The 18,257-nt window shown below is 46.8% G+C and carries 33 protein-coding genes; 1 reads left to right on the top strand and 32 read right to left on the bottom strand.

What is annotated here, in order from left to right:
* Positions 1–21 precede the first annotated feature (21 nt).
* Positions 22–1,491: a response regulator gene (locus ACVA53_RS22380; RefSeq protein ID WP_446506300.1), complete on the top strand. Its 1,470-nt coding sequence runs from the start codon at positions 22–24 to the stop codon at positions 1,489–1,491.
* 55 nt (positions 1,492–1,546) lie between these two features.
* Here ACVA53_RS22380 and ACVA53_RS22375 read toward each other — a convergent pair whose 3' ends face one another.
* From ACVA53_RS22375 to ACVA53_RS22220, 32 genes are all read right to left on the bottom strand, one after another.
* Positions 1,547–2,527 (bottom strand): glycosyltransferase family 4 protein, encoded by a 981-nt coding sequence (locus ACVA53_RS22375; RefSeq protein ID WP_446506299.1) that lies wholly within the window; start codon positions 2,525–2,527, stop codon positions 1,547–1,549.
* Positions 2,528–2,623: 96 nt separating this feature from the next.
* Positions 2,624–3,010, bottom strand: a complete 387-nt coding sequence (gene rplQ, locus ACVA53_RS22370; protein WP_107349872.1) for a 50S ribosomal protein L17 — start codon at positions 3,008–3,010, stop codon at positions 2,624–2,626.
* A 33-nt stretch (positions 3,011–3,043) separates the two neighbouring features.
* Complete coding sequence (locus tag ACVA53_RS22365; RefSeq protein ID WP_255044038.1) at positions 3,044–4,033, bottom strand: DNA-directed RNA polymerase subunit alpha; 990 nt, start codon at positions 4,031–4,033, stop codon at positions 3,044–3,046.
* Positions 4,034–4,056: 23 nt separating this feature from the next.
* On the bottom strand, positions 4,057–4,677 hold the full coding sequence (rpsD, locus tag ACVA53_RS22360; RefSeq protein WP_107349870.1) for a 30S ribosomal protein S4: 621 nt from the start codon (positions 4,675–4,677) through the stop codon (positions 4,057–4,059).
* Between the two features lie 32 nt (positions 4,678–4,709).
* A complete protein-coding gene (rpsK, locus tag ACVA53_RS22355) occupies positions 4,710–5,099 on the bottom strand; it encodes a 30S ribosomal protein S11 (RefSeq protein WP_005370963.1) in 390 nt (129 codons plus the stop codon).
* 21 nt (positions 5,100–5,120) lie between these two features.
* Positions 5,121–5,477: a 30S ribosomal protein S13 gene (gene rpsM, locus ACVA53_RS22350; RefSeq protein ID WP_107349869.1), complete on the bottom strand. Its 357-nt coding sequence runs from the start codon at positions 5,475–5,477 to the stop codon at positions 5,121–5,123.
* Positions 5,478–5,622: 145 nt separating this feature from the next.
* A complete protein-coding gene (gene rpmJ / locus ACVA53_RS22345) occupies positions 5,623–5,736 on the bottom strand; it encodes a 50S ribosomal protein L36 (protein WP_000868186.1) in 114 nt (37 codons plus the stop codon).
* 23 nt (positions 5,737–5,759) lie between these two features.
* Entirely contained in the window at positions 5,760–7,085 is a 1,326-nt protein-coding gene (gene secY / locus ACVA53_RS22340; protein ID WP_255044039.1) for a preprotein translocase subunit SecY, read from the bottom strand.
* A gap of 22 nt (positions 7,086–7,107) precedes the next feature.
* Positions 7,108–7,542, bottom strand: coding sequence for a 50S ribosomal protein L15 (rplO, locus tag ACVA53_RS22335; RefSeq protein ID WP_107349867.1), 435 nt, complete (start codon positions 7,540–7,542; stop codon positions 7,108–7,110).
* A gap of 5 nt (positions 7,543–7,547) precedes the next feature.
* Entirely contained in the window at positions 7,548–7,727 is a 180-nt protein-coding gene (rpmD, locus tag ACVA53_RS22330; protein ID WP_107349866.1) for a 50S ribosomal protein L30, read from the bottom strand.
* A gap of 5 nt (positions 7,728–7,732) precedes the next feature.
* On the bottom strand, positions 7,733–8,230 hold the full coding sequence (gene rpsE, locus ACVA53_RS22325) for a 30S ribosomal protein S5 (RefSeq protein ID WP_107349865.1): 498 nt from the start codon (positions 8,228–8,230) through the stop codon (positions 7,733–7,735).
* 12 nt (positions 8,231–8,242) lie between these two features.
* Entirely contained in the window at positions 8,243–8,596 is a 354-nt protein-coding gene (gene rplR / locus ACVA53_RS22320; protein ID WP_107272038.1) for a 50S ribosomal protein L18, read from the bottom strand.
* Positions 8,597–8,605: 9 nt separating this feature from the next.
* Positions 8,606–9,139: a 50S ribosomal protein L6 gene (gene rplF / locus ACVA53_RS22315; protein WP_036816283.1), complete on the bottom strand. Its 534-nt coding sequence runs from the start codon at positions 9,137–9,139 to the stop codon at positions 8,606–8,608.
* A gap of 12 nt (positions 9,140–9,151) precedes the next feature.
* Positions 9,152–9,544: a 30S ribosomal protein S8 gene (gene rpsH / locus ACVA53_RS22310; protein ID WP_255044040.1), complete on the bottom strand. Its 393-nt coding sequence runs from the start codon at positions 9,542–9,544 to the stop codon at positions 9,152–9,154.
* Positions 9,545–9,582: 38 nt separating this feature from the next.
* Positions 9,583–9,888, bottom strand: coding sequence for a 30S ribosomal protein S14 (rpsN, locus tag ACVA53_RS22305; RefSeq protein ID WP_107299061.1), 306 nt, complete (start codon positions 9,886–9,888; stop codon positions 9,583–9,585).
* A gap of 15 nt (positions 9,889–9,903) precedes the next feature.
* Complete coding sequence (gene rplE, locus ACVA53_RS22300) at positions 9,904–10,443, bottom strand: 50S ribosomal protein L5 (protein WP_255044041.1); 540 nt, start codon at positions 10,441–10,443, stop codon at positions 9,904–9,906.
* Positions 10,444–10,459: 16 nt separating this feature from the next.
* Complete coding sequence (gene rplX / locus ACVA53_RS22295; protein ID WP_107349862.1) at positions 10,460–10,771, bottom strand: 50S ribosomal protein L24; 312 nt, start codon at positions 10,769–10,771, stop codon at positions 10,460–10,462.
* Positions 10,772–10,783: 12 nt separating this feature from the next.
* Positions 10,784–11,155 (bottom strand): 50S ribosomal protein L14, encoded by a 372-nt coding sequence (rplN, locus tag ACVA53_RS22290; protein WP_004410450.1) that lies wholly within the window; start codon positions 11,153–11,155, stop codon positions 10,784–10,786.
* Between the two features lie 164 nt (positions 11,156–11,319).
* Positions 11,320–11,574 (bottom strand): 30S ribosomal protein S17, encoded by a 255-nt coding sequence (gene rpsQ / locus ACVA53_RS22285; RefSeq protein ID WP_107349861.1) that lies wholly within the window; start codon positions 11,572–11,574, stop codon positions 11,320–11,322.
* Positions 11,574–11,765 (bottom strand): 50S ribosomal protein L29, encoded by a 192-nt coding sequence (rpmC, locus tag ACVA53_RS22280; RefSeq protein WP_107349860.1) that lies wholly within the window; start codon positions 11,763–11,765, stop codon positions 11,574–11,576. The genes rpsQ and rpmC overlap by 1 nt, the downstream gene beginning before the upstream one ends.
* Positions 11,765–12,175, bottom strand: a complete 411-nt coding sequence (rplP, locus tag ACVA53_RS22275; RefSeq protein ID WP_255044042.1) for a 50S ribosomal protein L16 — start codon at positions 12,173–12,175, stop codon at positions 11,765–11,767. The genes rpmC and rplP overlap by 1 nt, the downstream gene beginning before the upstream one ends.
* An 11-nt stretch (positions 12,176–12,186) precedes the next feature.
* Positions 12,187–12,876, bottom strand: a complete 690-nt coding sequence (rpsC, locus tag ACVA53_RS22270) for a 30S ribosomal protein S3 (RefSeq protein ID WP_107299058.1) — start codon at positions 12,874–12,876, stop codon at positions 12,187–12,189.
* Between the two features lie 19 nt (positions 12,877–12,895).
* Complete coding sequence (gene rplV / locus ACVA53_RS22265; protein WP_007469139.1) at positions 12,896–13,228, bottom strand: 50S ribosomal protein L22; 333 nt, start codon at positions 13,226–13,228, stop codon at positions 12,896–12,898.
* 10 nt (positions 13,229–13,238) lie between these two features.
* On the bottom strand, positions 13,239–13,517 hold the full coding sequence (gene rpsS / locus ACVA53_RS22260; RefSeq protein ID WP_005302795.1) for a 30S ribosomal protein S19: 279 nt from the start codon (positions 13,515–13,517) through the stop codon (positions 13,239–13,241).
* 18 nt (positions 13,518–13,535) lie between these two features.
* Positions 13,536–14,360 carry a 50S ribosomal protein L2 gene (gene rplB, locus ACVA53_RS22255; RefSeq protein ID WP_255044043.1) on the bottom strand — a complete coding sequence of 275 codons (825 nt, stop codon included), beginning with the start codon at positions 14,358–14,360 and terminating at the stop codon, positions 13,536–13,538.
* An 18-nt stretch (positions 14,361–14,378) separates the two neighbouring features.
* A complete protein-coding gene (gene rplW, locus ACVA53_RS22250) occupies positions 14,379–14,681 on the bottom strand; it encodes a 50S ribosomal protein L23 (RefSeq protein ID WP_039465430.1) in 303 nt (100 codons plus the stop codon).
* Positions 14,678–15,280, bottom strand: a complete 603-nt coding sequence (gene rplD, locus ACVA53_RS22245; protein WP_255044044.1) for a 50S ribosomal protein L4 — start codon at positions 15,278–15,280, stop codon at positions 14,678–14,680. Before rplD ends, rplW begins: the two co-directional genes overlap by 4 nt.
* A gap of 16 nt (positions 15,281–15,296) precedes the next feature.
* On the bottom strand, positions 15,297–15,926 hold the full coding sequence (gene rplC, locus ACVA53_RS22240; protein ID WP_255044045.1) for a 50S ribosomal protein L3: 630 nt from the start codon (positions 15,924–15,926) through the stop codon (positions 15,297–15,299).
* A gap of 14 nt (positions 15,927–15,940) precedes the next feature.
* Positions 15,941–16,252: a 30S ribosomal protein S10 gene (gene rpsJ / locus ACVA53_RS22235; RefSeq protein WP_107299054.1), complete on the bottom strand. Its 312-nt coding sequence runs from the start codon at positions 16,250–16,252 to the stop codon at positions 15,941–15,943.
* A gap of 410 nt (positions 16,253–16,662) precedes the next feature.
* On the bottom strand, positions 16,663–17,145 hold the full coding sequence (gene bfr / locus ACVA53_RS22230; RefSeq protein ID WP_255044046.1) for a bacterioferritin: 483 nt from the start codon (positions 17,143–17,145) through the stop codon (positions 16,663–16,665).
* Between the two features lie 82 nt (positions 17,146–17,227).
* Entirely contained in the window at positions 17,228–17,416 is a 189-nt protein-coding gene (bfd, locus tag ACVA53_RS22225) for a bacterioferritin-associated ferredoxin (protein WP_255044047.1), read from the bottom strand.
* A 241-nt stretch (positions 17,417–17,657) separates the two neighbouring features.
* Positions 17,658–18,257: EF-Tu C-terminal domain-related protein (locus tag ACVA53_RS22220; protein WP_446506298.1), on the bottom strand; the 600-nt coding region annotated here is incomplete at its 5' end.

The following is an 18,257-nucleotide window of genomic DNA, read 5'->3' as shown; positions in this document are numbered from 1 at the left end:
CCGTACCAAGGATGACACCACATGAATCAAGTTCTGTTTCACCGTCAGTTTAATCTTAGCTACGAAAGCCTTGCCCACATCCGCCGAGTACTGGATGACAGAGCTTCGGCACTGCAGTTAAGTCCCGACTTGATTCAAAGTATCAAGTTAGTCTGCAGTGAATACTGCGCCAACTTACTTGATCACCAACAAATACCAGCGACTCTGTGTACCATCAGCTATGGTAAGTTTGCGGGTCAATACCGGTTCGCCATTAGCGATAATGGCTCACCTTGGCCCGCACAAACCCAGCATTTATCCGATGCGGTATTACCGGATCTACCGTGTGAATCAGGAATGGGACTTGCCATCATAAGGGCAACATTCCCTGACTTTAGTTATCAAATCTTGCCTGATCACAACAAAATAGAGTTTACCCTTCCACTGCAATCCGTCAGAAAGCACCTTGTTATTGTCGATGACAGTCGTAGCCAACTCACCATGCTGACCAGTTACCTAGAACAAAGCTATCAACTTTCCATTTTCAGCCAAGCTGATGATGCGCTAAAATGGCTGCAAACCAACCACTGCGACTTGGTCCTCACCGACCTATGGATGCCTAATATCAACGGGTTGGAATTCCGCCGGCAGGTTGGACACCTCCGCCACCACCGCTTGTTACCCTTCATCTTTCTCTCTGGTGATACCGAGTCGGATACCATGACGGCCGTCACCCAATCAGGTATAGATGACTTTCTGGCCAAACCCATCAACAAACAGCATCTGCTGCAGGTATTAGATCGAGTACTCAAACGTCACCATCACTTACTCGATGCATTTGAAGACAACTTGCTGCAGAGACTCGAGCATGCCCCCACTCCAGGGGTGAAGCAGCAAACATCAATAACAGTTGGGAATTTCAACATCCACCTCAGCCGAGAGCCTGAGATCAGCGGTGACTTTTTTATTCATCAGAGATTGGCAGATGGAGCTGAAATGGTGATCCTTGGCGATTTAATGGGGCATGGCATCGTCGCAAAAGCCAATGGCGGGATTTGTTACGGCTTAATCCAAGGTCTACTGCTCAACCCAGACCAAACACCAGCGCAATTATGCGATCGACTCAACCAGCACCTCTACCAAGCCCTGTCCAACAACCTAGTGTGCTTGCTTGTTATTCACCTCACAGCACGAAACACCGTTACTCTATACAACGCAGGAATGCCAAAACCCATTCTTTGTGATGCTTCCTCCTGCCAGCACATAGACGAGACAGTCGGATTATTAGGACTATTTGACAACCTGCAAATGGAAAGCTGCCAGCTAACGTTGAGTGCAGGTAATAGCCTACATGTTTACAGTGATGGCTTGCTGGAGGCTGCGCTACCCGAGCATGAGAAAAAGAACATGATCCGCATGTCCATTGAAGAGCGCCATCAGTACCTGTGGCAACGCGATCCTGACAACCATGAAGATGACCGCACCTTGGTTACCCTAAGTTGCAACCATTGACGGAAGGGCTAAAACGCATTAAACAAATCTGTATAAGTTGATGTTATGGGGACTATTAGGCTAAGCGATAGATCTGAGCCAGTTGCTGCCAACATGCCTCACCACTGAAGTGCTTTTTTACCCATTGCTGTTGACGCTGTGATAACTGCAGCCATTGGTCGTTACCGGCACGATCGAGTTCAATAACCATCTGACTGAGTAACGGCCAGTCGCTTTCTGCGGTTAAACACCTCTCATCGAGCAATGATGGCATCTCACCGACATCTGTCGATAACACCACTACACCATGCGACATGGCCTCAAGGGCGGCCATCGGCATGCCTTCGGCACGCGATGGAATAAGCAGCACATCCAGCGTCTGCCAATAAGGAGTCATTGAGGATACGGAGCCATGCCACGTCAGTGCCTCACCGTCCAACAAATGGGCTTGTTCGCCATCCCCGAAAACATGACATTCACTATCCGGCAATTGCTGGCTGAGTGAAACAAAACGATCGATCGCTTTTTCATGGCTAAGTCGCCCGACAAACCCCACTTGCAGAGTTGTATGGCGTTCTCGCTTTATCATTTCCTTTTTGCAACGAACAAAATTGCGTACTAATTCGCAACGAAATGGCTGTTGTTGCCTGATTTTATCGCTAACAGCAAGGTTATAGGAAAGACAGGCTGTATAACGATTGAGCCACTCATAGCAGGCCAGTTTGCCCGATACCGATTCTCCGGCATGAAAGGTCGTCACGAGATGAAAAGAAGAAAACAATGAACATATGCGCGAAATGATCGAGGCTTTATAGCCGTGGGCATGAATAACATCACAGGCCTTTAAATGACGAAAAAAGCCAATAACGGATGAATCGGAGAGGAAGCGGTAGGGTATATGCCGAATATTGAGTTGATTGTATTGTGGGTGCTCTGTGTACCGCTGAAGAAAAACAACCTCAACATCGGTCTGTTTCGATTGAAGCAACACGGCCAATTGCTGGATATGACTTTCAATGCCACCAAAGCCGGAGCTGTCGACAAACAGGTAAATCATACATTCGCTTCCTTGTTTTTAGGGACAACAAGAAAAACTATGCAAAAAAAAAGCCGAGTCTAAGACTCGGCCTCTTCTTATTTAACGCGCTATTGCTTATTCAGCAGCAGCTTCTTCCTGAGCTTCAGGACGATCTACTAGCTCGATATAAGCCATAGGGGCTTTATCGCCAGCACGGAAACCGCATTTCATAATGCGAGTGTAACCGCCTGGACGCTGAGCAAAACGTGGGCCCAGTTCGTTAAATAGTTTCGCAACAACTTCGTTATCACGAGTACGTGCGAATGCAAGACGACGGTTAGCAACACTGTCGGTCTTAGCTAGGGTAATCAATGGCTCAATTACGCGACGCAGCTCTTTTGCCTTAGGCACGGTAGTCTTGATAAGCTCGTGACGTACCAGAGAGCCAGCCATGTTGCTGAACATCGCTTTGCGATGGCTGCTGTTGCGGTTGAGTTGACGACCACTCTTACGATGGCGCATGACCTAATCCTTCTAACTAGATATCAGTAACTATTAATCTTCAGCAATTGATGCTGGCGGCCAGTTTTCTAAGCGCATGCCTAGAGAAAGACCACGTGATGCCAGCACGTCTTTGATTTCTGTCAAAGACTTCTTACCAAGGTTTGGAGTCTTAAGAAGCTCTACCTCAGTACGCTGAACGAGATCACCGATGTAGTGGATCGCTTCTGCTTTTAGACAGTTAGCAGAGCGAACAGTTAGTTCAAGATCGTCTACAGGACGCAGTAGGATCGGATCGAACTCCGGCTTCTCTTCTTTCTCTTCAGGAACACGTACATCACGAAGATCTACGAATGCATCCAGTTGCTCAGCTAGGATAGTAGCTGCACGACGGATAGCTTCCTCAGGATCAAGTGTACCATTTGTCTCCATATCGATAACTAGCTTATCAAGGTCAGTACGTTGTTCTACACGTGCTGCCTCAACGGCGTATGCGATACGGTCAACTGGGCTGAAAGTTGCATCAACTAGCAGACGACCAATTGGGCGCTCATCTTCTTCAGTGTGAATACGAGCAGACGCTGGTACATAGCCACGACCACGCTCTACCTTGATGCGCATGCTGATATCAGCATGATCATCAGTTAAATGGCAGATTACGTGCTCTGGGTTCGCAATCTCAACATCACCGTCGTGGGTGATGTCACCTGCAACAACAGGGCCTGCACCAGATTTAGTCAGAGTAAGGATAACTTCGTCTTTACCCTCAACCTTAACGGCTAGGCCTTTAAGGTTTAGAAGGATCTCAAGAATGTCTTCCTGTACTCCTTCTTTGGTGCTGTACTCGTGTAACACACCGTCGATTTCTACTTCAGTTACGGCACAACCCGGCATTGAAGATAGAAGAATGCGACGTAGAGCGTTACCAAGAGTGTGGCCGAAACCACGCTCAAGCGGCTCAAGAGTTACTTTTGCATGCGTCGTGTTAACTTGTTCAATATCAACAAGACGTGGCTTAAGAAATTCTGTTACAGAACCCTGCATTGTGTCCTCTCTTAACTATAGCCTTACTTAGAGTAAAGCTCGACGATCAGGTGTTCGTTGATGTCGGCAGACAAATCAGAACGTTCTGGAAGGCGCTTGAAAGTACCTTCTAGCTTGCTGCTGTCTACTTCGACCCAAGTCGGTAGTTCACGCTGAGTAGCAACTTCTAGAGCTGCTTTGATGCGTGCTTGGTTCTTAGCTTTCTCGCGAATGCTAACAACGTCGTTTGCCGCTACCTTGAAAGAAGGAACGTTTACGACTTGACCGTTAACTAGGATCGCTTTGTGGCTTACCAGCTGACGTGATTCAGCGCGTGTTGCACCGAAACCCATACGGTAAACTACGTTATCTAGACGACCTTCAAGAAGCTGAAGCAGGTTTTCACCTGTGTTGCCCTTAATGCGAGCTGCTTCTTTGTAGTAGTTACGGAATTGCTTTTCTAGTACGCCGTAAGTACGACGAACTTTTTGTTTCTCGCGAAGCTGTACGCCGTAGTCTGATAGACGACCGCGACGAGCACCATGCACACCAGGTGCATTGTCGATTTTACACTTGGTATCAATCGCGCGTACACCAGACTTAAGGAATAAGTCTGTGCCTTCGCGACGGCTAAGCTTCAGCTTAGGACCCAAATATCTTGCCATGTTCTTTCTCCAGTTTTCCTAAAAACGAAACGTTATACGCGACGTTTCTTAGGTGGACGACAACCGTTATGAGGGATCGGAGTCGCATCAACAATGTTAGTGATACGGAAACCCGCTGCGTTTAGAGCGCGGATAGTTGACTCACGACCAGGACCTGGGCCCTTAACCATAACTTCTAGGTTCTTAACGCCATATTCTTTGGCCATTTCACCACAACGCTCAGCAGCAACCTGTGCAGCGAACGGAGTAGATTTACGAGAACCACGGAAACCTGAACCACCTGCAGTTGCCCAAGATAGAGCGTTACCCTGACGGTCAGTAATGGTTACGATTGTGTTATTGAAAGAAGCATGGATGTGCGCAACGCCATCTGCTACTTGCTTGCGTACGCGCTTACGCGCGCGAGTTGGTTGTTTAGCCATTGTACTCTCTACCTTACCCGATTATTTTTTGATCGGCTTGCGCGGACCCTTACGGGTACGAGCGTTGGTTTTAGTACGCTGTCCACGTAGTGGTAGACTGCGACGATGACGAAGACCACGGTAACAACCAAGGTCCATAAGACGCTTGATGTTCATGGAAACTTCACGACGTAGATCACCTTCTACAGTGTACTTAGCTACACCATCACGCAGTAGATCGATCTGCTCTTCAGTTAGTTCACTGATCTTAACATCTTCAGCAATACCCACTTCAGCTAGAATAGCTTGAGAGCGAGTTTTACCAATGCCGTAGATCGCTGTAAGAGCGATTACAGAATGTTTTTGATCAGGAATGTTAATGCCTGCAATACGGGCCACTATTCACTCCTAGTACTTTTCAAGAATAACCGCTGCAAAGCCCGTCTAGGATACGCAGCGGTGGAACAATTCTTTTGCACACACAAAAGATTGGTTGGCTAATTTAGCCAACCTACCTTCAATTTGCAAGAAATATTTCTGCTAATTAGCCTTGGCGTTGTTTATGCTTTGGCTCACTGCAAATCACACGCACAACACCGTTGCGCTTGATAACTTTACAGTTACGGCAGATTTTCTTAACGGAAGCACGAACTTTCATTGCTAAACTCCGTAATTAGGATCTTAACGGCCTGAGCCCTTAAGATTAGCCTTTTTCAAAACAGACTCATATTGTTGAGACATCAAATGTGTCTGAACTTGAGCCATGAAGTCCATGATAACTACAACTACGATCAGTAGTGAAGTACCGCCAAAATAGAAGCGGACGTTCCATGCAATCATCATAAACTCGGGGATCAGACAGATAAAGGTGATATATAACGCGCCAGCCAATGTCAGGCGTGTCATCACTTTATCTATATATTTCGCGGTCTGCTCTCCCGGGCGAATACCAGGTACGAATGCACCAGACTTCTTCAAGTTATCAGCTGTCTCGCGAGGGTTAAACACCAACGCGGTATAGAAGAAACAGAAGAAAATAATCGCAGCAGCATAAAGCATCACATAAAGTGGCTGACCTGGGCTTAGTGCCAGTGAAATATCACTTAGCCAACCTAGGTTTTCATTCTGACCGAACCACTGAGCCAGTGTGCCCGGGAACAGAATAATGCTTGATGCAAAAATCGCTGGAATTACCCCTGCCATGTTGATTTTCAACGGCAGGTGAGTGCTCTGCGCAGCAAAAACACGACGGCCTTGCTGACGTTTAGCGTAGTTAACGACGATACGACGCTGACCACGTTCCATGAACACTACAAAGTAAATGACAGCGAAAGAAATCACTGCAATCAATAGTAGAAGAAGTACGTGCAATTCACCTTGACGCGCTTGCTCCACTGTCTGTCCAATAGCTGGCGGCAAACCTGCAACGATACCGGTGAAAATAATCACAGATATACCGTTACCTATGCCACGCTCCGTAATCTGTTCACCCAACCACATCAAGAACATGGTACCGGTAACCAAACTGACGACCGCAACAAAGTAGAATCCAAGGCCAGGGTTAATAACCAGACCCGGAATCATACTTGGTAACCCCGTTGCAATACCAATTGCTTGGAAGGTTGCCAAAACAAGCGTGCCGTAACGGGTGTACTGGCTAATCTTGCGACGACCAGACTCCCCTTCCTTCTTCAACTCGGCTAATGCCGGGTGAACAACCGTCAGCAGCTGGATAATGATCGATGCCGAGATATACGGCATGATACCCAGTGCTAAGATGGAAGCACGCTCAAGTGCACCGCCAGAGAACATGTTAAACAGTTCAATGACGGTACCCTTTTGCTGTTCGAACAGATCGGCAAGTACAGCAGCGTCAATACCAGGAATAGGCACAAAAGAGCCTGCTCGGAAAATTAAGATAGCACCTAAAACGAATAATAGGCGAACCTTAAGCTCTGCTAGGCCACCTTGGGCGCTACGAAAATCTTGTCCTGGTTGTTTAGCCATCTGTACCTCATCCTCGAGTTAATTATTCCTCGATTTTACCGCCTGCAGCTTCGATAGCAGCTTTAGCGCCTTTAGTCACGCGTAGGCCTTTAACTGTTACAGTGCGAGCAATCTCACCAGAAAGTACAACTTTCACGAACTCAATGTTCTTAGTGATTAGGTTCGCAGCCTTAAGAGTTTCAAGACTTACTACGTCACCTTCAACTTTCGCTAGTTCACCTAGACGAACTTCAGCTGTTACAAGGCTCTTGCGAGAAGTAAAACCGAATTTTGGTAGACGCTGTTTCAAAGGCATTTGACCGCCTTCGAAGCCTGGACGTACAGAACCACCTGAACGTGATTTCTGACCTTTGTGACCACGGCCACAAGTTTTACCCAGACCTGAACCGATACCACGGCCTACGCGCTTCGCAGAAGGCTTAGAACCAGCAGCCGGAGATAGAGTATTCAAACGCATACTGATTACTCCTCAACTTTAACCATGTAGAAAACTTTGTTGATCATACCGCGTACGCACGGTGTGTCTTCAAGTTCTACAGTGTGGTTGATGCGACGAAGGCCTAGGCCACGCAAAGATGCTTTGTGCTTCGGCAAACGACCGATAGAGCTCTTTGTTTGGGTTACTTTAATAGTTTTAGCCATGTCGATTACTCCAGAATTTCTTTAACAGAAAGACCACGCTTAGCAGCGATCATTTCTGGAGAGTTCATTCCACTTAGACCGTCAATTGTTGCGCGAACAACGTTGATTGGGTTAGTAGAACCGTATGCTTTAGCTAGTACGTTACGGATACCCGCAACTTCTAGCACTGCACGCATTGCACCACCGGCGATGATACCAGTACCTTCTGATGCAGGCTGCATGTACACTTTAGAACCAGTGTGGCGACCTTTAACAGCGTGGTGTAGAGTACCGTCGTTTAGTGCAACTGTAACCATGTTACGACGTGCTTTTTCCATCGCTTTCTGGATTGCAGCAGGAACTTCACGTGCCTTACCGTAACCAAAACCGATGCGACCGTTACCGTCACCAACTACTGTTAGTGCAGTAAAGCTGAAAATGCGTCCGCCTTTAACCGTCTTAGATACACGGTTAACAGCGATCAGCTTTTCATTCAAATCTGATTGTGTTTTTTCGTTAGCCATCTTCCGCCTACCTTAGAATTTCAGACCAGCTTCACGAGCAGCTTCTGCTAGAGCAGCTACACGGCCGTGGTATTGGAAACCAGAACGATCGAATGCAACTGTTGAGATGCCTTTTTCAATCGCGCGCTCAGCAATAGCTTTACCTACAGCTGCAGCAGCGTCTTTGTTACCAGTACTCTTAACCTGTTCGCGAATCGCCTTTTCTACGGTAGAAGCGGCAGCGATTACCTCAGAGCCATTTGGTGCGATTACCTGAGCGTACACGTGACGTGGAGTACGGTGTACAACTAGGCGAGTTGCGCCCAGTTCAGCAATCTTACGACGTGCTCGGGTCGCACGACGGATACGAGATGCTTTCTTATCCATAGTGTTACCTTACTTCTTCTTAGCTTCTTTAGTACGCACGATTTCATCGGCGTAACGAACACCTTTGCCTTTGTAAGGCTCAGGGCTACGGTAAGCGCGAATATCAGCCGCTACTTGACCAACAACCTGCTTATCAGTACCAGTTAGTACGATTTCAGTTTGTGATGGACACTCAGCTTTGATACCTGCTGGCAATTCGTGCTCAACTGGGTGAGAGAAGCCTAGAGTTAGTGCTACAGAGTTGCCTTTAATGGCAGCACGGTAACCTACACCCTTCAAAGTAAGCTTCTTAGTATAGCCTTCAGTAACACCAACAACCATGTTGTTAACTAGTGCACGTGCAGTACCTGCTTGTGCCCAAGCCTTGTCGAATCCTTCACGAGGACCGAAAGTGATGGTGTTCTCTTCCTGGGACAATACAACTGCTTCGTTGATAACGCGAACTAGTTCGCCTTTACCACCTTTAACAGTGATTTCCTGACCGTTGAGTTTAACTTCTACGCCGGCAGGAATAACTACTGGTGCTTTTGCAACACGAGACATTTCCTACTCCTATTATGCTACGTAGCAGATAATCTCACCGCCAAGACCCGCTTTGCGAGCAGCGCGGTCGGTCATAAGACCCTTGGAAGTGGATACAACAGCAATACCAAGGCCACCCATCACTGATGGAAGAGCATCTTTTTTCTTGTAGATGCGCAGACCAGGACGTGATACACGTTGGATTTGCTCGATAACTGGGGTAGCTTCGAAGTACTTAAGAGTAACTTCTAGCTCAGGCTTAACTTCACCAGTTACAGTGTAGTCAGCCACAAAACCTTCTTCTTTAAGAAGAGATGCGATAGCAACTTTCATTTTTGAAGATGGCATTTTAACAGCAACTTTTTTCGCTGCCTGACCGTTACGAAGACGGGTCAGCATATCCGAGATCGGATCTTGCATGCTCATAAGTCAATACTCCGTGATTCTAAATGGGATAACTGGGATTACCAGCTAGCCTTACGCAGACCCGGAATCTCGCCTTTCATGCAAGCTTCACGAACCTTGATACGGCTAAGACCAAACTTACGTAGGTAGCCGTGTGGACGTCCAGTCTGGTTACAGCGGTTACGCTGACGAGACTTCGCAGAATCACGTGGTAGTGACTGAAGTTTAAGCACTGCATTCCAGCGATCTTCTTCAGACGCATTCACGTCGCTAATTAGAGCTTTTAGTGCCGCACGCTTTTCAGCGAACTTTACTGCTAGCTTGGCACGTTTAGCTTCGCGTGCCTTCATTGATTCTTTAGCCATTAGTAACCCTTACTTTTACTTACGGAATGGGAAGTTAAAAGCAGACAGTAGAGCATGAGCTTCTTCGTCAGATTTAGCAGAAGTTGTGATAGTGATATCAAGACCACGTACACGATCTACTTTATCGTAATCGATTTCTGGGAAGATGATCTGCTCACGAACGCCCATGCTGTAGTTACCACGACCATCGAATGATTTCGGGTTTAGACCACGGAAATCACGAATACGAGGTACAGCAATTGAAATTAGACGCTCAAAGAAGTCCCACATGCGTTCGCCACGTAGAGTTACTTTACAGCCGATAGGGTAGCCCTCACGGATCTTAAAGCCAGCAACAGACTTACGAGCTACAGTGATTAGCGGCTTCTGACCTGCAATAGCAGTCATGTCAGCAGCAGCATTCTCTAGAAGCTTCTTGTCGTTGATCGCATCGCCCACACCCATGTTAAGTGTGATCTTTTCGATCCTTGGGACTTGCATGATACTCTTGTATTCAAACTTGTCAGCAAGTTCTTTAACTAGAGTCTCTTTGTAGTAATCATGCAGTTTCGCCATTGTACTACTCCAAAAATTACTTGATAGTTTCGCCAGTCGATTTGAAGAAACGAACTTTTTTGCCGTCTTCGAATCGGAAGCCTACACGGTCCGCGTTACCTTCACCGTTAACGATTGCAACGTTAGAAGCGTCAATTGCAGCTTCTTGTTCAACGATGCCACCTTGTACACCCATAGCCGGTACCGGCTTCTGGTGCTTCTTAACAAGGTTGATACCTTCAACGATTACTTTACCGGTTGCTAGAACCTTGGATACTTTACCTTTCTTACCTTTATCTTTACCAGTAAGAACGATAACTTCGTCGTTACGACGGATTTTAGCTGCCATTTGCGTTACTCCTTACAATACTTCAGGCGCAAGTGAAACGATCTTCATGAACTTATCGCCACGAAGCTCACGAGTCACTGGGCCGAAAATACGAGTACCGATAGGTTGCTCAGTGTTGTCGTTCAACAATACGCAAGCATTACGGTCAAAGCGAATGACAGAGCCATCTGGACGACGTACGCCTTTACGAGTGCGCACAACCACCGCTTTCAGAACGTCACCTTTCTTAACTTTACCGCGAGGAATTGCTTCCTTAACAGTAACCTTGATGACATCACCGATATGTGCATAGCGACGGTGTGAACCACCCAGAACCTTAATACACATTACGCTACGAGCGCCGGAGTTATCGGCTGCATCAAGCATACTTTGCATTTGGATCATGTTAGTGCTCCGCTAATTTTAAACATCTTGACCCATCACGAGCCGATTTGCCTTTTCTTCAAAGGCGGCGAATAATAACACCATTTTCGGACGATGGGTAGACAAAAAATGAACGGCCCCAAAATTTTTTCGGGGCCGTTATGTTAAATCGTAGTTAAGTTCGCTTAGATGCGAGCTTTTTCAACTACGCGTACCAGTGTCCAAGACTTAGTCTTAGACAGTGGACGGCACTCACGAACTTCAACAGTATCGCCTTGGCGACATTCGTTGTTTTCGTCATGTGCGTGAAGTTTAGTCGTGCGAGTGATGTACTTACCGTAGATCGGGTGCTTCACTTTACGCTCGATTGCAACAACAATAGACTTATCGCCTTTGTCGCTAACAACACGACCAAGCTGAGTACGAATTTGATCGCTCATTATGCGCCAGCCTTCTCAGTCAGAACGGTTTTAACACGTGCGATATCGCGACGTACTGATTTAAGAGTGTGAGTCTGCTGCAGTTGACCAGTTGCAGCCTGCATACGCAGGTTGAACTGCTCACGCAGTAGGTTCACAAGCTCAGCATTCAGCTCTTCAACGCTTTTAGCGCGCAGATCTTGTGCGTTCATCACATCACCGCCTTAGTTACGAATGTTGTCTTGATAGGTAGCTTACGTGCAGCAAGTTTAAATGCTTCACGTGCTAGCTCTTCAGAAACACCATCCATCTCATACAGAACTTTACCAGGTTGGATTTGTGCTACCCAGTACTCAACGTTACCCTTACCTTTACCTTGACGAACTTCAAGAGGCTTAGATGTAATTGGTTTGTCTGGGAAGATACGAATCCAGATTTGACCCTGACGTTTGATGTGACGAGTCATCGCACGACGCGCTGCTTCGATCTGGCGAGCAGTGATTCGGCCACGGCCGACTGCTTTAAGACCAAATGTACCGAAGCTTACGTCAGTGCCGTTCGCTAGACCGCGGTTACGACCTTTAAAGGTCTTGCGGAATTTAGTGCGTTTAGGTTGCAGCATCTATAAACTCCTTATTTACGGCCTTTGCGCTGCTTCTTAGGCTTGTCAGCCTTTGGCTCTTCTACTGGCATGCCGCCTAGAACTTCACCTTTGAAGATCCAAACTTTAACGCCAATTACACCGTATTGGGTGTGAGCCGAAGAAGTTGCGTAATCAATGTCAGCACGAAGAGTGTGTAGAGGTACACGACCTTCACGGTACCACTCAGAACGTGCGATTTCAGCGCCGCCTAGACGACCGCTTACTTCTACTTTGATACCTTTAGCGCCAAGGCGCATAGCGTTCTGAACTGCACGCTTCATAGCGCGACGGAACATAACGCGACGCTCTAGCTGAGACGAAATGCTGTCTGCTACTAGTTTGCCGTCTAGCTCAGGCTTACGTACTTCCGCGATGTTGATCTGTGCTGGAACACCAGCGATCTTTGAAACGCGAGCACGTAGTTTCTCAACGTCTTCGCCTTTCTTACCGATAACAACGCCTGGACGAGCAGTGTGAATAGTCACACGGATGCTCTTAGCAGGACGCTCGATAACGATACGTGAAAGAGACGCTTTTGCTAGTTCCTTAGTAAGGAACTGACGTACCTTGAAGTCGCCGTCTAGGTTGTCAGCGAACTCTTGGCTGTTAGCAAACCAAGTGGTATTCCATGGCTTAACGATGCCAAGACGAATACCATTAGGATGTACTTTTTGACCCATTGCTTTCTCTCCTAGTCTCTTAGCGGTCTGCTACAACAACAGTGATGTGGCTAGAACGCTTCAAGATGCGATCGGCACGGCCTTTAGCACGAGGCATAATACGCTTCATGGTAGGACCTTCGTCAACGAAGATTTTAGCTACTGATAGATCATCAATATCTGCGCCTTCGTTGTGTTCTGCGTTAGCGATAGCTGACTCTAGAACTTTCTTGATTAGATCAGCAGCTTTTTTGTTGCTGAACTGAAGAATTTCTAGAGCTTGAGCAACTGGCTTACCGCGCAGTTGATCTGCAACCAAACGAGCTTTCTGCGGCGAAATGCGAGCAAAGCGATGTTTAGCGATAGCTTCCATTACTTACTCCTTAGCGCTTCTTAGCTTTCTTATCCGCAGCATGGCCGCGGTAAGTGCGTGTTGGTGCAAATTCGCCTAGCTTGTGACCGATCATTTCTTCAGAAACGAAAACAGGAACGTGCTGACGACCATTATGGACAGCGATGGTCAAACCGATCATCTGAGGGATGATCATTGAGCGACGGGACCAAGTCTTTACAGGCTTCTTGTCACCGCTTTCCAACGCTTTCTCTACCTTCTTCAGCAAGTGTAGGTCAATAAATGGACCTTTCTTGAGAGAACGTGGCATGGCGTATCCTCTTTAAAATTACTTGTTACGACGACGTACGATGTACTTGTCGGTACGCTTGTTCTTACGAGTCTTGTAACCCTTAGTTGGAACACCCCAAGGTGTAACAGGGTGACGGCCACCAGAAGTACGGCCTTCACCACCACCGTGTGGGTGGTCAACTGGGTTCATTACAACACCACGTACAGTTGGACGAACACCGCGCCAACGTGAAGCACCAGCTTTACCTAGCTCACGTAGCATGTGTTCTGCATTACCAACTTCACCTAGGGTCGCACGACCTTCAGAAAGAACTTTACGCATTTCACCAGAACGTAGACGTAGAGTCACATAAGTGCCTGCACGTGCAATGATCTGAGCGTATGCACCAGCTGAACGAGCCAGCTGAGCACCTTTACCAGGCTTAAGCTCAACACAGTGTACTGTTGAACCTACAGGGATGTTGCGCATTGGTAGTGTGTTACCAACTTTGATAGCAGCATCTGCGCCAGACTGGATAGTGTCACCAGCCTGAATACCTTTAGGTGCGATAATGTAGCGGCGCTCACCGTCTGCGTACAGAACTAGAGCAATGTTTGCGCTACGGTTTGGATCGTATTCTAGACGCTCAACTTTCGCTGGGATACCGTCTTTAGTACGTTTAAAATCGATGATACGGTAAGCATTTTTGTTACCACCACCGATGTGACGTACTGTAATACGACCGTTGTTGTTACGACCACCTGACTTAGATTTTTTCTCTAGTAGTGGTGCGTACGGCTTACCCTTATGCAGGTCAGAGTTAACCACTTTAACTACGTGGCGACGACCTGGGGAAGTCGGCTTACATTTTACAATAGCCATTCTTCTTTGCTCCTAGCCTTACTCTGCACTGCCAGCGAAGTCGATGTCTTGACCTTCTTTCAGGATAACGTAGGCTTTCTTAACGTCTGAACGACGGCCTTGACGCATACCTTGACGCTTGGTCTTACCCTTAGTGATAAGAGTGTTTACAGACTTAACTTCAACCTCGAACAGTTTTTCAACTGCTGCTTTGATCTCTTTCTTTGTTGCATCTTTAGCTACTTTGAATACGATAGTGTTACCGTTTTCAGCAGCCATAGTTGCTTTTTCAGAAATGTGCGGAGCACGTAGAACTTTTAAAATACGCTCTTCAGTGATCATGCTAGCATCTCCTCAACTGCTTTAACTGCTGCTGCAGTCATCACAACTTTATCGAAAGCGATCAAGCTAACTGGGTCAATTGCCTTCGCGTCACGTACGTCTACTTTGTATAGGTTACGTGCAGCTAGGAATAGATTCTCATCTAGTTCGCCAGTTACGATCAGCGCATCAGTTAGCTCAAGCTCAGAAAGCTTAGCTACTAGCGCTTTAGTTTTAGGTGCTTCTACAGAGAACTCATCAACAACGATTAGACGCTCTTGACGAACTAGCTCAGAAAGAATGCTCTTCATAGCACCGCGGTACATTTTCTTGTTAACTTTCTGGCTGTGGTCCTGTGGACGAGCAGCGAAAGTTACACCACCGGTACGCCATAGCGGGCTACGGATTGTACCTGCACGAGCGCGACCTGTACCTTTCTGGCGCCATGGTTTAGCACCACCACCAGAAACGTCAGAACGAGTCTTCTGAGCACGAGTACCTTGACGAGCACCTGCTGCAAAAGCAACAACTACTTGGTGTACAAGCGCTTCATTGAAGTCACGCCCAAAAGTAGTTTCGGAGACAGTTAGCGCATCAGCGCCTTTGACTACCAATTCCATTACTAACTCCTCGACGTTACGCTTTAACAGCTGGTTTGACGATCACGTTGCCACCTGTTGAGCCTGGTACTGCACCTTTAATAAGAAGCAGGTTACGCTCAGCGTCAACACGTACGATCTCTAGGTTTTGAGTCGTTACACGCTCAGCACCCATGTGACCAGCCATTTTCTTGCCTTTAAATACGCGACCTGGAGTTTGACATTGGCCAATTGAACCCGGAGCGCGGTGAGACAAGGAGTTACCGTGAGTCATATCTTGAGTACGGAAGTTCCAGCGCTTAACAGCACCTTGGAAACCTTTACCCTTAGATGTACCAGTAACGTCTACTTTTTTAATTTCGTTGAACAGCTCAACAGTTAGCTCAGCGCCAACAGCGAACTCTTCGTTGTTCTCTAGACGGAATTCCCAAAGACCGCGACCTGCTTCAACACCTGCTTTCGCAAAGTGGCCAGCTTCTGGCTTAGAAACACGGTTAGCTTTCTTTGAACCAGTAGTTACCTGGATTGCGTTGTAGCCGTCAGTTTCTACAGATTTAACCTGAGAAACGCGGTTAGCTTCAACTTCAACCACAGTTACTGGGATAGAAACGCCATCTTCGGTAAATACGCGGGTCATGCCCACTTTACGACCGATTAGACCAATCATTCTCTTATCTCCTCTTAACCTAGGCTGATCTGGACATCAACGCCAGCAGCTAGATCTAGACGCATAAGAGCGTCAACAGTTTTGTCTGTTGGCTCAACGATGTCGATAAGGCGCTTGTGAGTACGAATTTCGTACTGGTCACGTGCGTCCTTATTAACGTGAGGAGATACAAGAACAGTGAAGCGCTCTTTGCGAGTAGGTAGAGGGATTGGACCCTTAACCTGCGCGCCAGTACGCTTAGCTGTTTCAACGATTTCCGCAGTCGACTGATCGATCAAGCGGTGATCGAACGCCTTAAGGCGGATACGAATACGTTGGTTCTGCATGAGACAGAGCTCCAATAATAAAAATTACACAAACAATATCGCCACTCAACCTCGTATAGACGAGAGAATGCCGATTGATTTATGTGAACGTAGTATCCCTATCGGATACATTGTCAGTCAATCTAATGACTGCGAACATAAGTCAGAGTATACATTTCTAAGCCGCTCAGCAGCTTCTTCCTCAACGCTTATTGGTTCACAACCGCACTTACAAGAACTTATATCCTCAGGCAGTGGAGGGCATTATACAGATCACAGTTTCGAACGCAACCCTTGTCGGAAAATTAAACAAAGATGAGGCTAAGATGTTGTTGCGATGGGCTTAACTTTTTAGTTCCGCTCTTGCTCCTCTACACATATAAAAAATCCCTGCTCAAGAGCAAGGATTCATAAATATGCATGGAGTTCCCCTACCCCTCATCTTCGTCGATGATCTGGGCCTGGTTGTAATTGGCAATCCCGACTTTTTCTATCAGCCCGAGTTGGGTTTCGAGCCAGTCGACATGTTCCTCTTCATCTTCGAGGATATCTTGGAACAAGTCGCGTGATACATAATCCCTTACCTCTTCTGAGTAAGCAATAGCATCACGCAGATCTGGAATAGCGGCCATCTCCAATGCCAAGTCACACTCGAGCATCTCCTGAGTATCTTCGCCGATATTGAGCTTGCCGAGATCTTGCAAGTTGGGCAACCCTTCGAGAAACAAGATACGTTCGATTAAATGATCCGCGTGGTTCATCTCGTCTATCGACTCGTGGTATTCCTTATCGGCAAGATGTTTCAAGCCCCAGTCTTTGTACATTCGGGCATGGAGGAAATACTGATTAATGGCGACCAATTCGTTGCCGAGGACTTTGTTGAGGTGTTGGATGATTTTCGGATCAGCTTTCATTGCAAAACGCTCCTCTGTCAGTTCACATAAGCATAGAACTGATTAGAAGAGTGTCAAAAGACACGATGTGATAAAGCCGTTATTAACTGGCTTTTTTGTACTGGATGATAGTTACCTGCTCAAGCACTTCCTTCGCTTGACGGATACACTTACCACACTGCGAGCCAAGGGGGGTAACTTGGCGGATCCCGCGGATATCGCTGATCCCATGCTGCTCAGCCAGCTTCATGATTTTTTTATCGGAAATTCCGTGGCACAAGCAAACGTACATCGTCTCACCATCATCGCAATACAATGGAAAGAATATAAACAAGAATTGTTTGCATTACCAGTTACAATCATCTTACTTATTAGAACAATTTGGGGTTTAAGATAATAGGTTTATGCTTTAAAGAAATATAACTACAGAGGAGTAAGCCAATCAAGGCAGTAGCTTTAATTTTAGATGCGAGAGAAAAACAAAAAGGGAGCCGAAGCTCCCTTTTTTAGTACAGAGTTTGTACTAAGCGTTATTAAGCAACGATAGTTGCAACAACACCAGCACCAACTGTACGGCCACCTTCACGGATAGCAAAACGTAGACCTTCGTCCATCGCGATAGGTGCGATTAGAGTAACAGTCATAGAGATGTTATCACCAGGCATTACCATTTCTACGCCTTCAGGTAGCTCGATAGTACCTGTTACGTCAGTTGTACGGAAGTAGAACTGTGGACGGTAACCTTTGAAGAAAGGAGTGTGACGACCGCCTTCATCTTTAGAAAGAACATAGATTTCTGAAGTGAAAGTAGTGTGTGGAGTGATTGAACCTGGCTTAGCAAGAACCTGACCACGCTCAACTTCGTCACGCTTAGTACCACGTAGAAGAACACCAACGTTCTCACCAGCACGGCCTTCGTCAAGAAGCTTACGGAACATCTCAACACCAGTACAAGTAGTTGTAGTAGTGTCTTTGATACCGATGATTTCTACTTCGTCACCTACAGTGATGATACCTTGCTCAACACGACCAGTTACAACAGTACCACGGCCCTGGATTGAGAATACATCTTCGATAGGAAGGATGAATGGTAGATCGATTGCACGCTCTGGCTCTGGGATGTAGTTATCTAG

This window comes from Photobacterium sp. DNB23_23_1 (assembly GCF_052873815.1).
The sequence above is the reverse complement of the archived record's forward strand: the minus strand, read 5'-3'. Positions and strand labels throughout refer to the sequence as shown.

Excerpts from the sequence above, each read along its gene's own strand:
- ACVA53_RS22380 (WP_446506300.1), top strand. The coding sequence starts at position 22 with ATGAATCAAGTTCTGTTTCACCGTCAGTTTAATCTTAGCTACGAAAGC.
- ACVA53_RS22375 (WP_446506299.1), bottom strand. The coding sequence starts at position 2,527 with ATGATTTACCTGTTTGTCGACAGCTCCGGCTTTGGTGGCATTGAAAGT.
- rplQ (WP_107349872.1), bottom strand. The coding sequence starts at position 3,010 with ATGCGCCATCGTAAGAGTGGTCGTCAACTCAACCGCAACAGCAGCCAT.
- ACVA53_RS22365 (WP_255044038.1), bottom strand. The coding sequence starts at position 4,033 with ATGCAGGGTTCTGTAACAGAATTTCTTAAGCCACGTCTTGTTGATATT.
- rpsD (WP_107349870.1), bottom strand. The coding sequence starts at position 4,677 with ATGGCAAGATATTTGGGTCCTAAGCTGAAGCTTAGCCGTCGCGAAGGC.
- rpsK (WP_005370963.1), bottom strand. The coding sequence starts at position 5,099 with ATGGCTAAACAACCAACTCGCGCGCGTAAGCGCGTACGCAAGCAAGTA.
- rpmJ (WP_000868186.1), bottom strand. The coding sequence starts at position 5,736 with ATGAAAGTTCGTGCTTCCGTTAAGAAAATCTGCCGTAACTGTAAAGTT.
- secY (WP_255044039.1), bottom strand. The coding sequence starts at position 7,085 with ATGGCTAAACAACCAGGACAAGATTTTCGTAGCGCCCAAGGTGGCCTA.
- rplO (WP_107349867.1), bottom strand. The coding sequence starts at position 7,542 with ATGCGTTTGAATACTCTATCTCCGGCTGCTGGTTCTAAGCCTTCTGCG.
- rpmD (WP_107349866.1), bottom strand. The coding sequence starts at position 7,727 with ATGGCTAAAACTATTAAAGTAACCCAAACAAAGAGCTCTATCGGTCGT.
- rpsE (WP_107349865.1), bottom strand. The coding sequence starts at position 8,230 with ATGGCTAACGAAAAAACACAATCAGATTTGAATGAAAAGCTGATCGCT.
- rplR (WP_107272038.1), bottom strand. The coding sequence starts at position 8,596 with ATGGATAAGAAAGCATCTCGTATCCGTCGTGCGACCCGAGCACGTCGT.
- rplF (WP_036816283.1), bottom strand. The coding sequence starts at position 9,139 with ATGTCTCGTGTTGCAAAAGCACCAGTAGTTATTCCTGCCGGCGTAGAA.
- rpsH (WP_255044040.1), bottom strand. The coding sequence starts at position 9,544 with ATGAGCATGCAAGATCCGATCTCGGATATGCTGACCCGTCTTCGTAAC.
- rpsN (WP_107299061.1), bottom strand. The coding sequence starts at position 9,888 with ATGGCTAAAGAATCAATGAAGGCACGCGAAGCTAAACGTGCCAAGCTA.
- rplE (WP_255044041.1), bottom strand. The coding sequence starts at position 10,443 with ATGGCGAAACTGCATGATTACTACAAAGAGACTCTAGTTAAAGAACTT.
- rplX (WP_107349862.1), bottom strand. The coding sequence starts at position 10,771 with ATGGCAGCTAAAATCCGTCGTAACGACGAAGTTATCGTTCTTACTGGT.
- rplN (WP_004410450.1), bottom strand. The coding sequence starts at position 11,155 with ATGATCCAAATGCAAAGTATGCTTGATGCAGCCGATAACTCCGGCGCT.
- rpsQ (WP_107349861.1), bottom strand. The coding sequence starts at position 11,574 with ATGAGCGATCAAATTCGTACTCAGCTTGGTCGTGTTGTTAGCGACAAA.
- rpmC (WP_107349860.1), bottom strand. The coding sequence starts at position 11,765 with ATGAACGCACAAGATCTGCGCGCTAAAAGCGTTGAAGAGCTGAATGCT.
- rplP (WP_255044042.1), bottom strand. The coding sequence starts at position 12,175 with ATGCTGCAACCTAAACGCACTAAATTCCGCAAGACCTTTAAAGGTCGT.
- rpsC (WP_107299058.1), bottom strand. The coding sequence starts at position 12,876 with ATGGGTCAAAAAGTACATCCTAATGGTATTCGTCTTGGCATCGTTAAG.
- rplV (WP_007469139.1), bottom strand. The coding sequence starts at position 13,228 with ATGGAAGCTATCGCTAAACATCGCTTTGCTCGCATTTCGCCGCAGAAA.
- rpsS (WP_005302795.1), bottom strand. The coding sequence starts at position 13,517 with ATGCCACGTTCTCTCAAGAAAGGTCCATTTATTGACCTACACTTGCTG.
- rplB (WP_255044043.1), bottom strand. The coding sequence starts at position 14,360 with ATGGCTATTGTAAAATGTAAGCCGACTTCCCCAGGTCGTCGCCACGTA.
- rplW (WP_039465430.1), bottom strand. The coding sequence starts at position 14,681 with ATGATCACTGAAGAGCGTATTTTAAAAGTTCTACGTGCTCCGCACATT.
- rplD (WP_255044044.1), bottom strand. The coding sequence starts at position 15,280 with ATGGAATTGGTAGTCAAAGGCGCTGATGCGCTAACTGTCTCCGAAACT.
- rplC (WP_255044045.1), bottom strand. The coding sequence starts at position 15,926 with ATGATTGGTCTAATCGGTCGTAAAGTGGGCATGACCCGCGTATTTACC.
- rpsJ (WP_107299054.1), bottom strand. The coding sequence starts at position 16,252 with ATGCAGAACCAACGTATTCGTATCCGCCTTAAGGCGTTCGATCACCGC.
- bfr (WP_255044046.1), bottom strand. The coding sequence starts at position 17,145 with ATGAAAGCTGATCCGAAAATCATCCAACACCTCAACAAAGTCCTCGGC.
- bfd (WP_255044047.1), bottom strand. The coding sequence starts at position 17,416 with ATGTACGTTTGCTTGTGCCACGGAATTTCCGATAAAAAAATCATGAAG.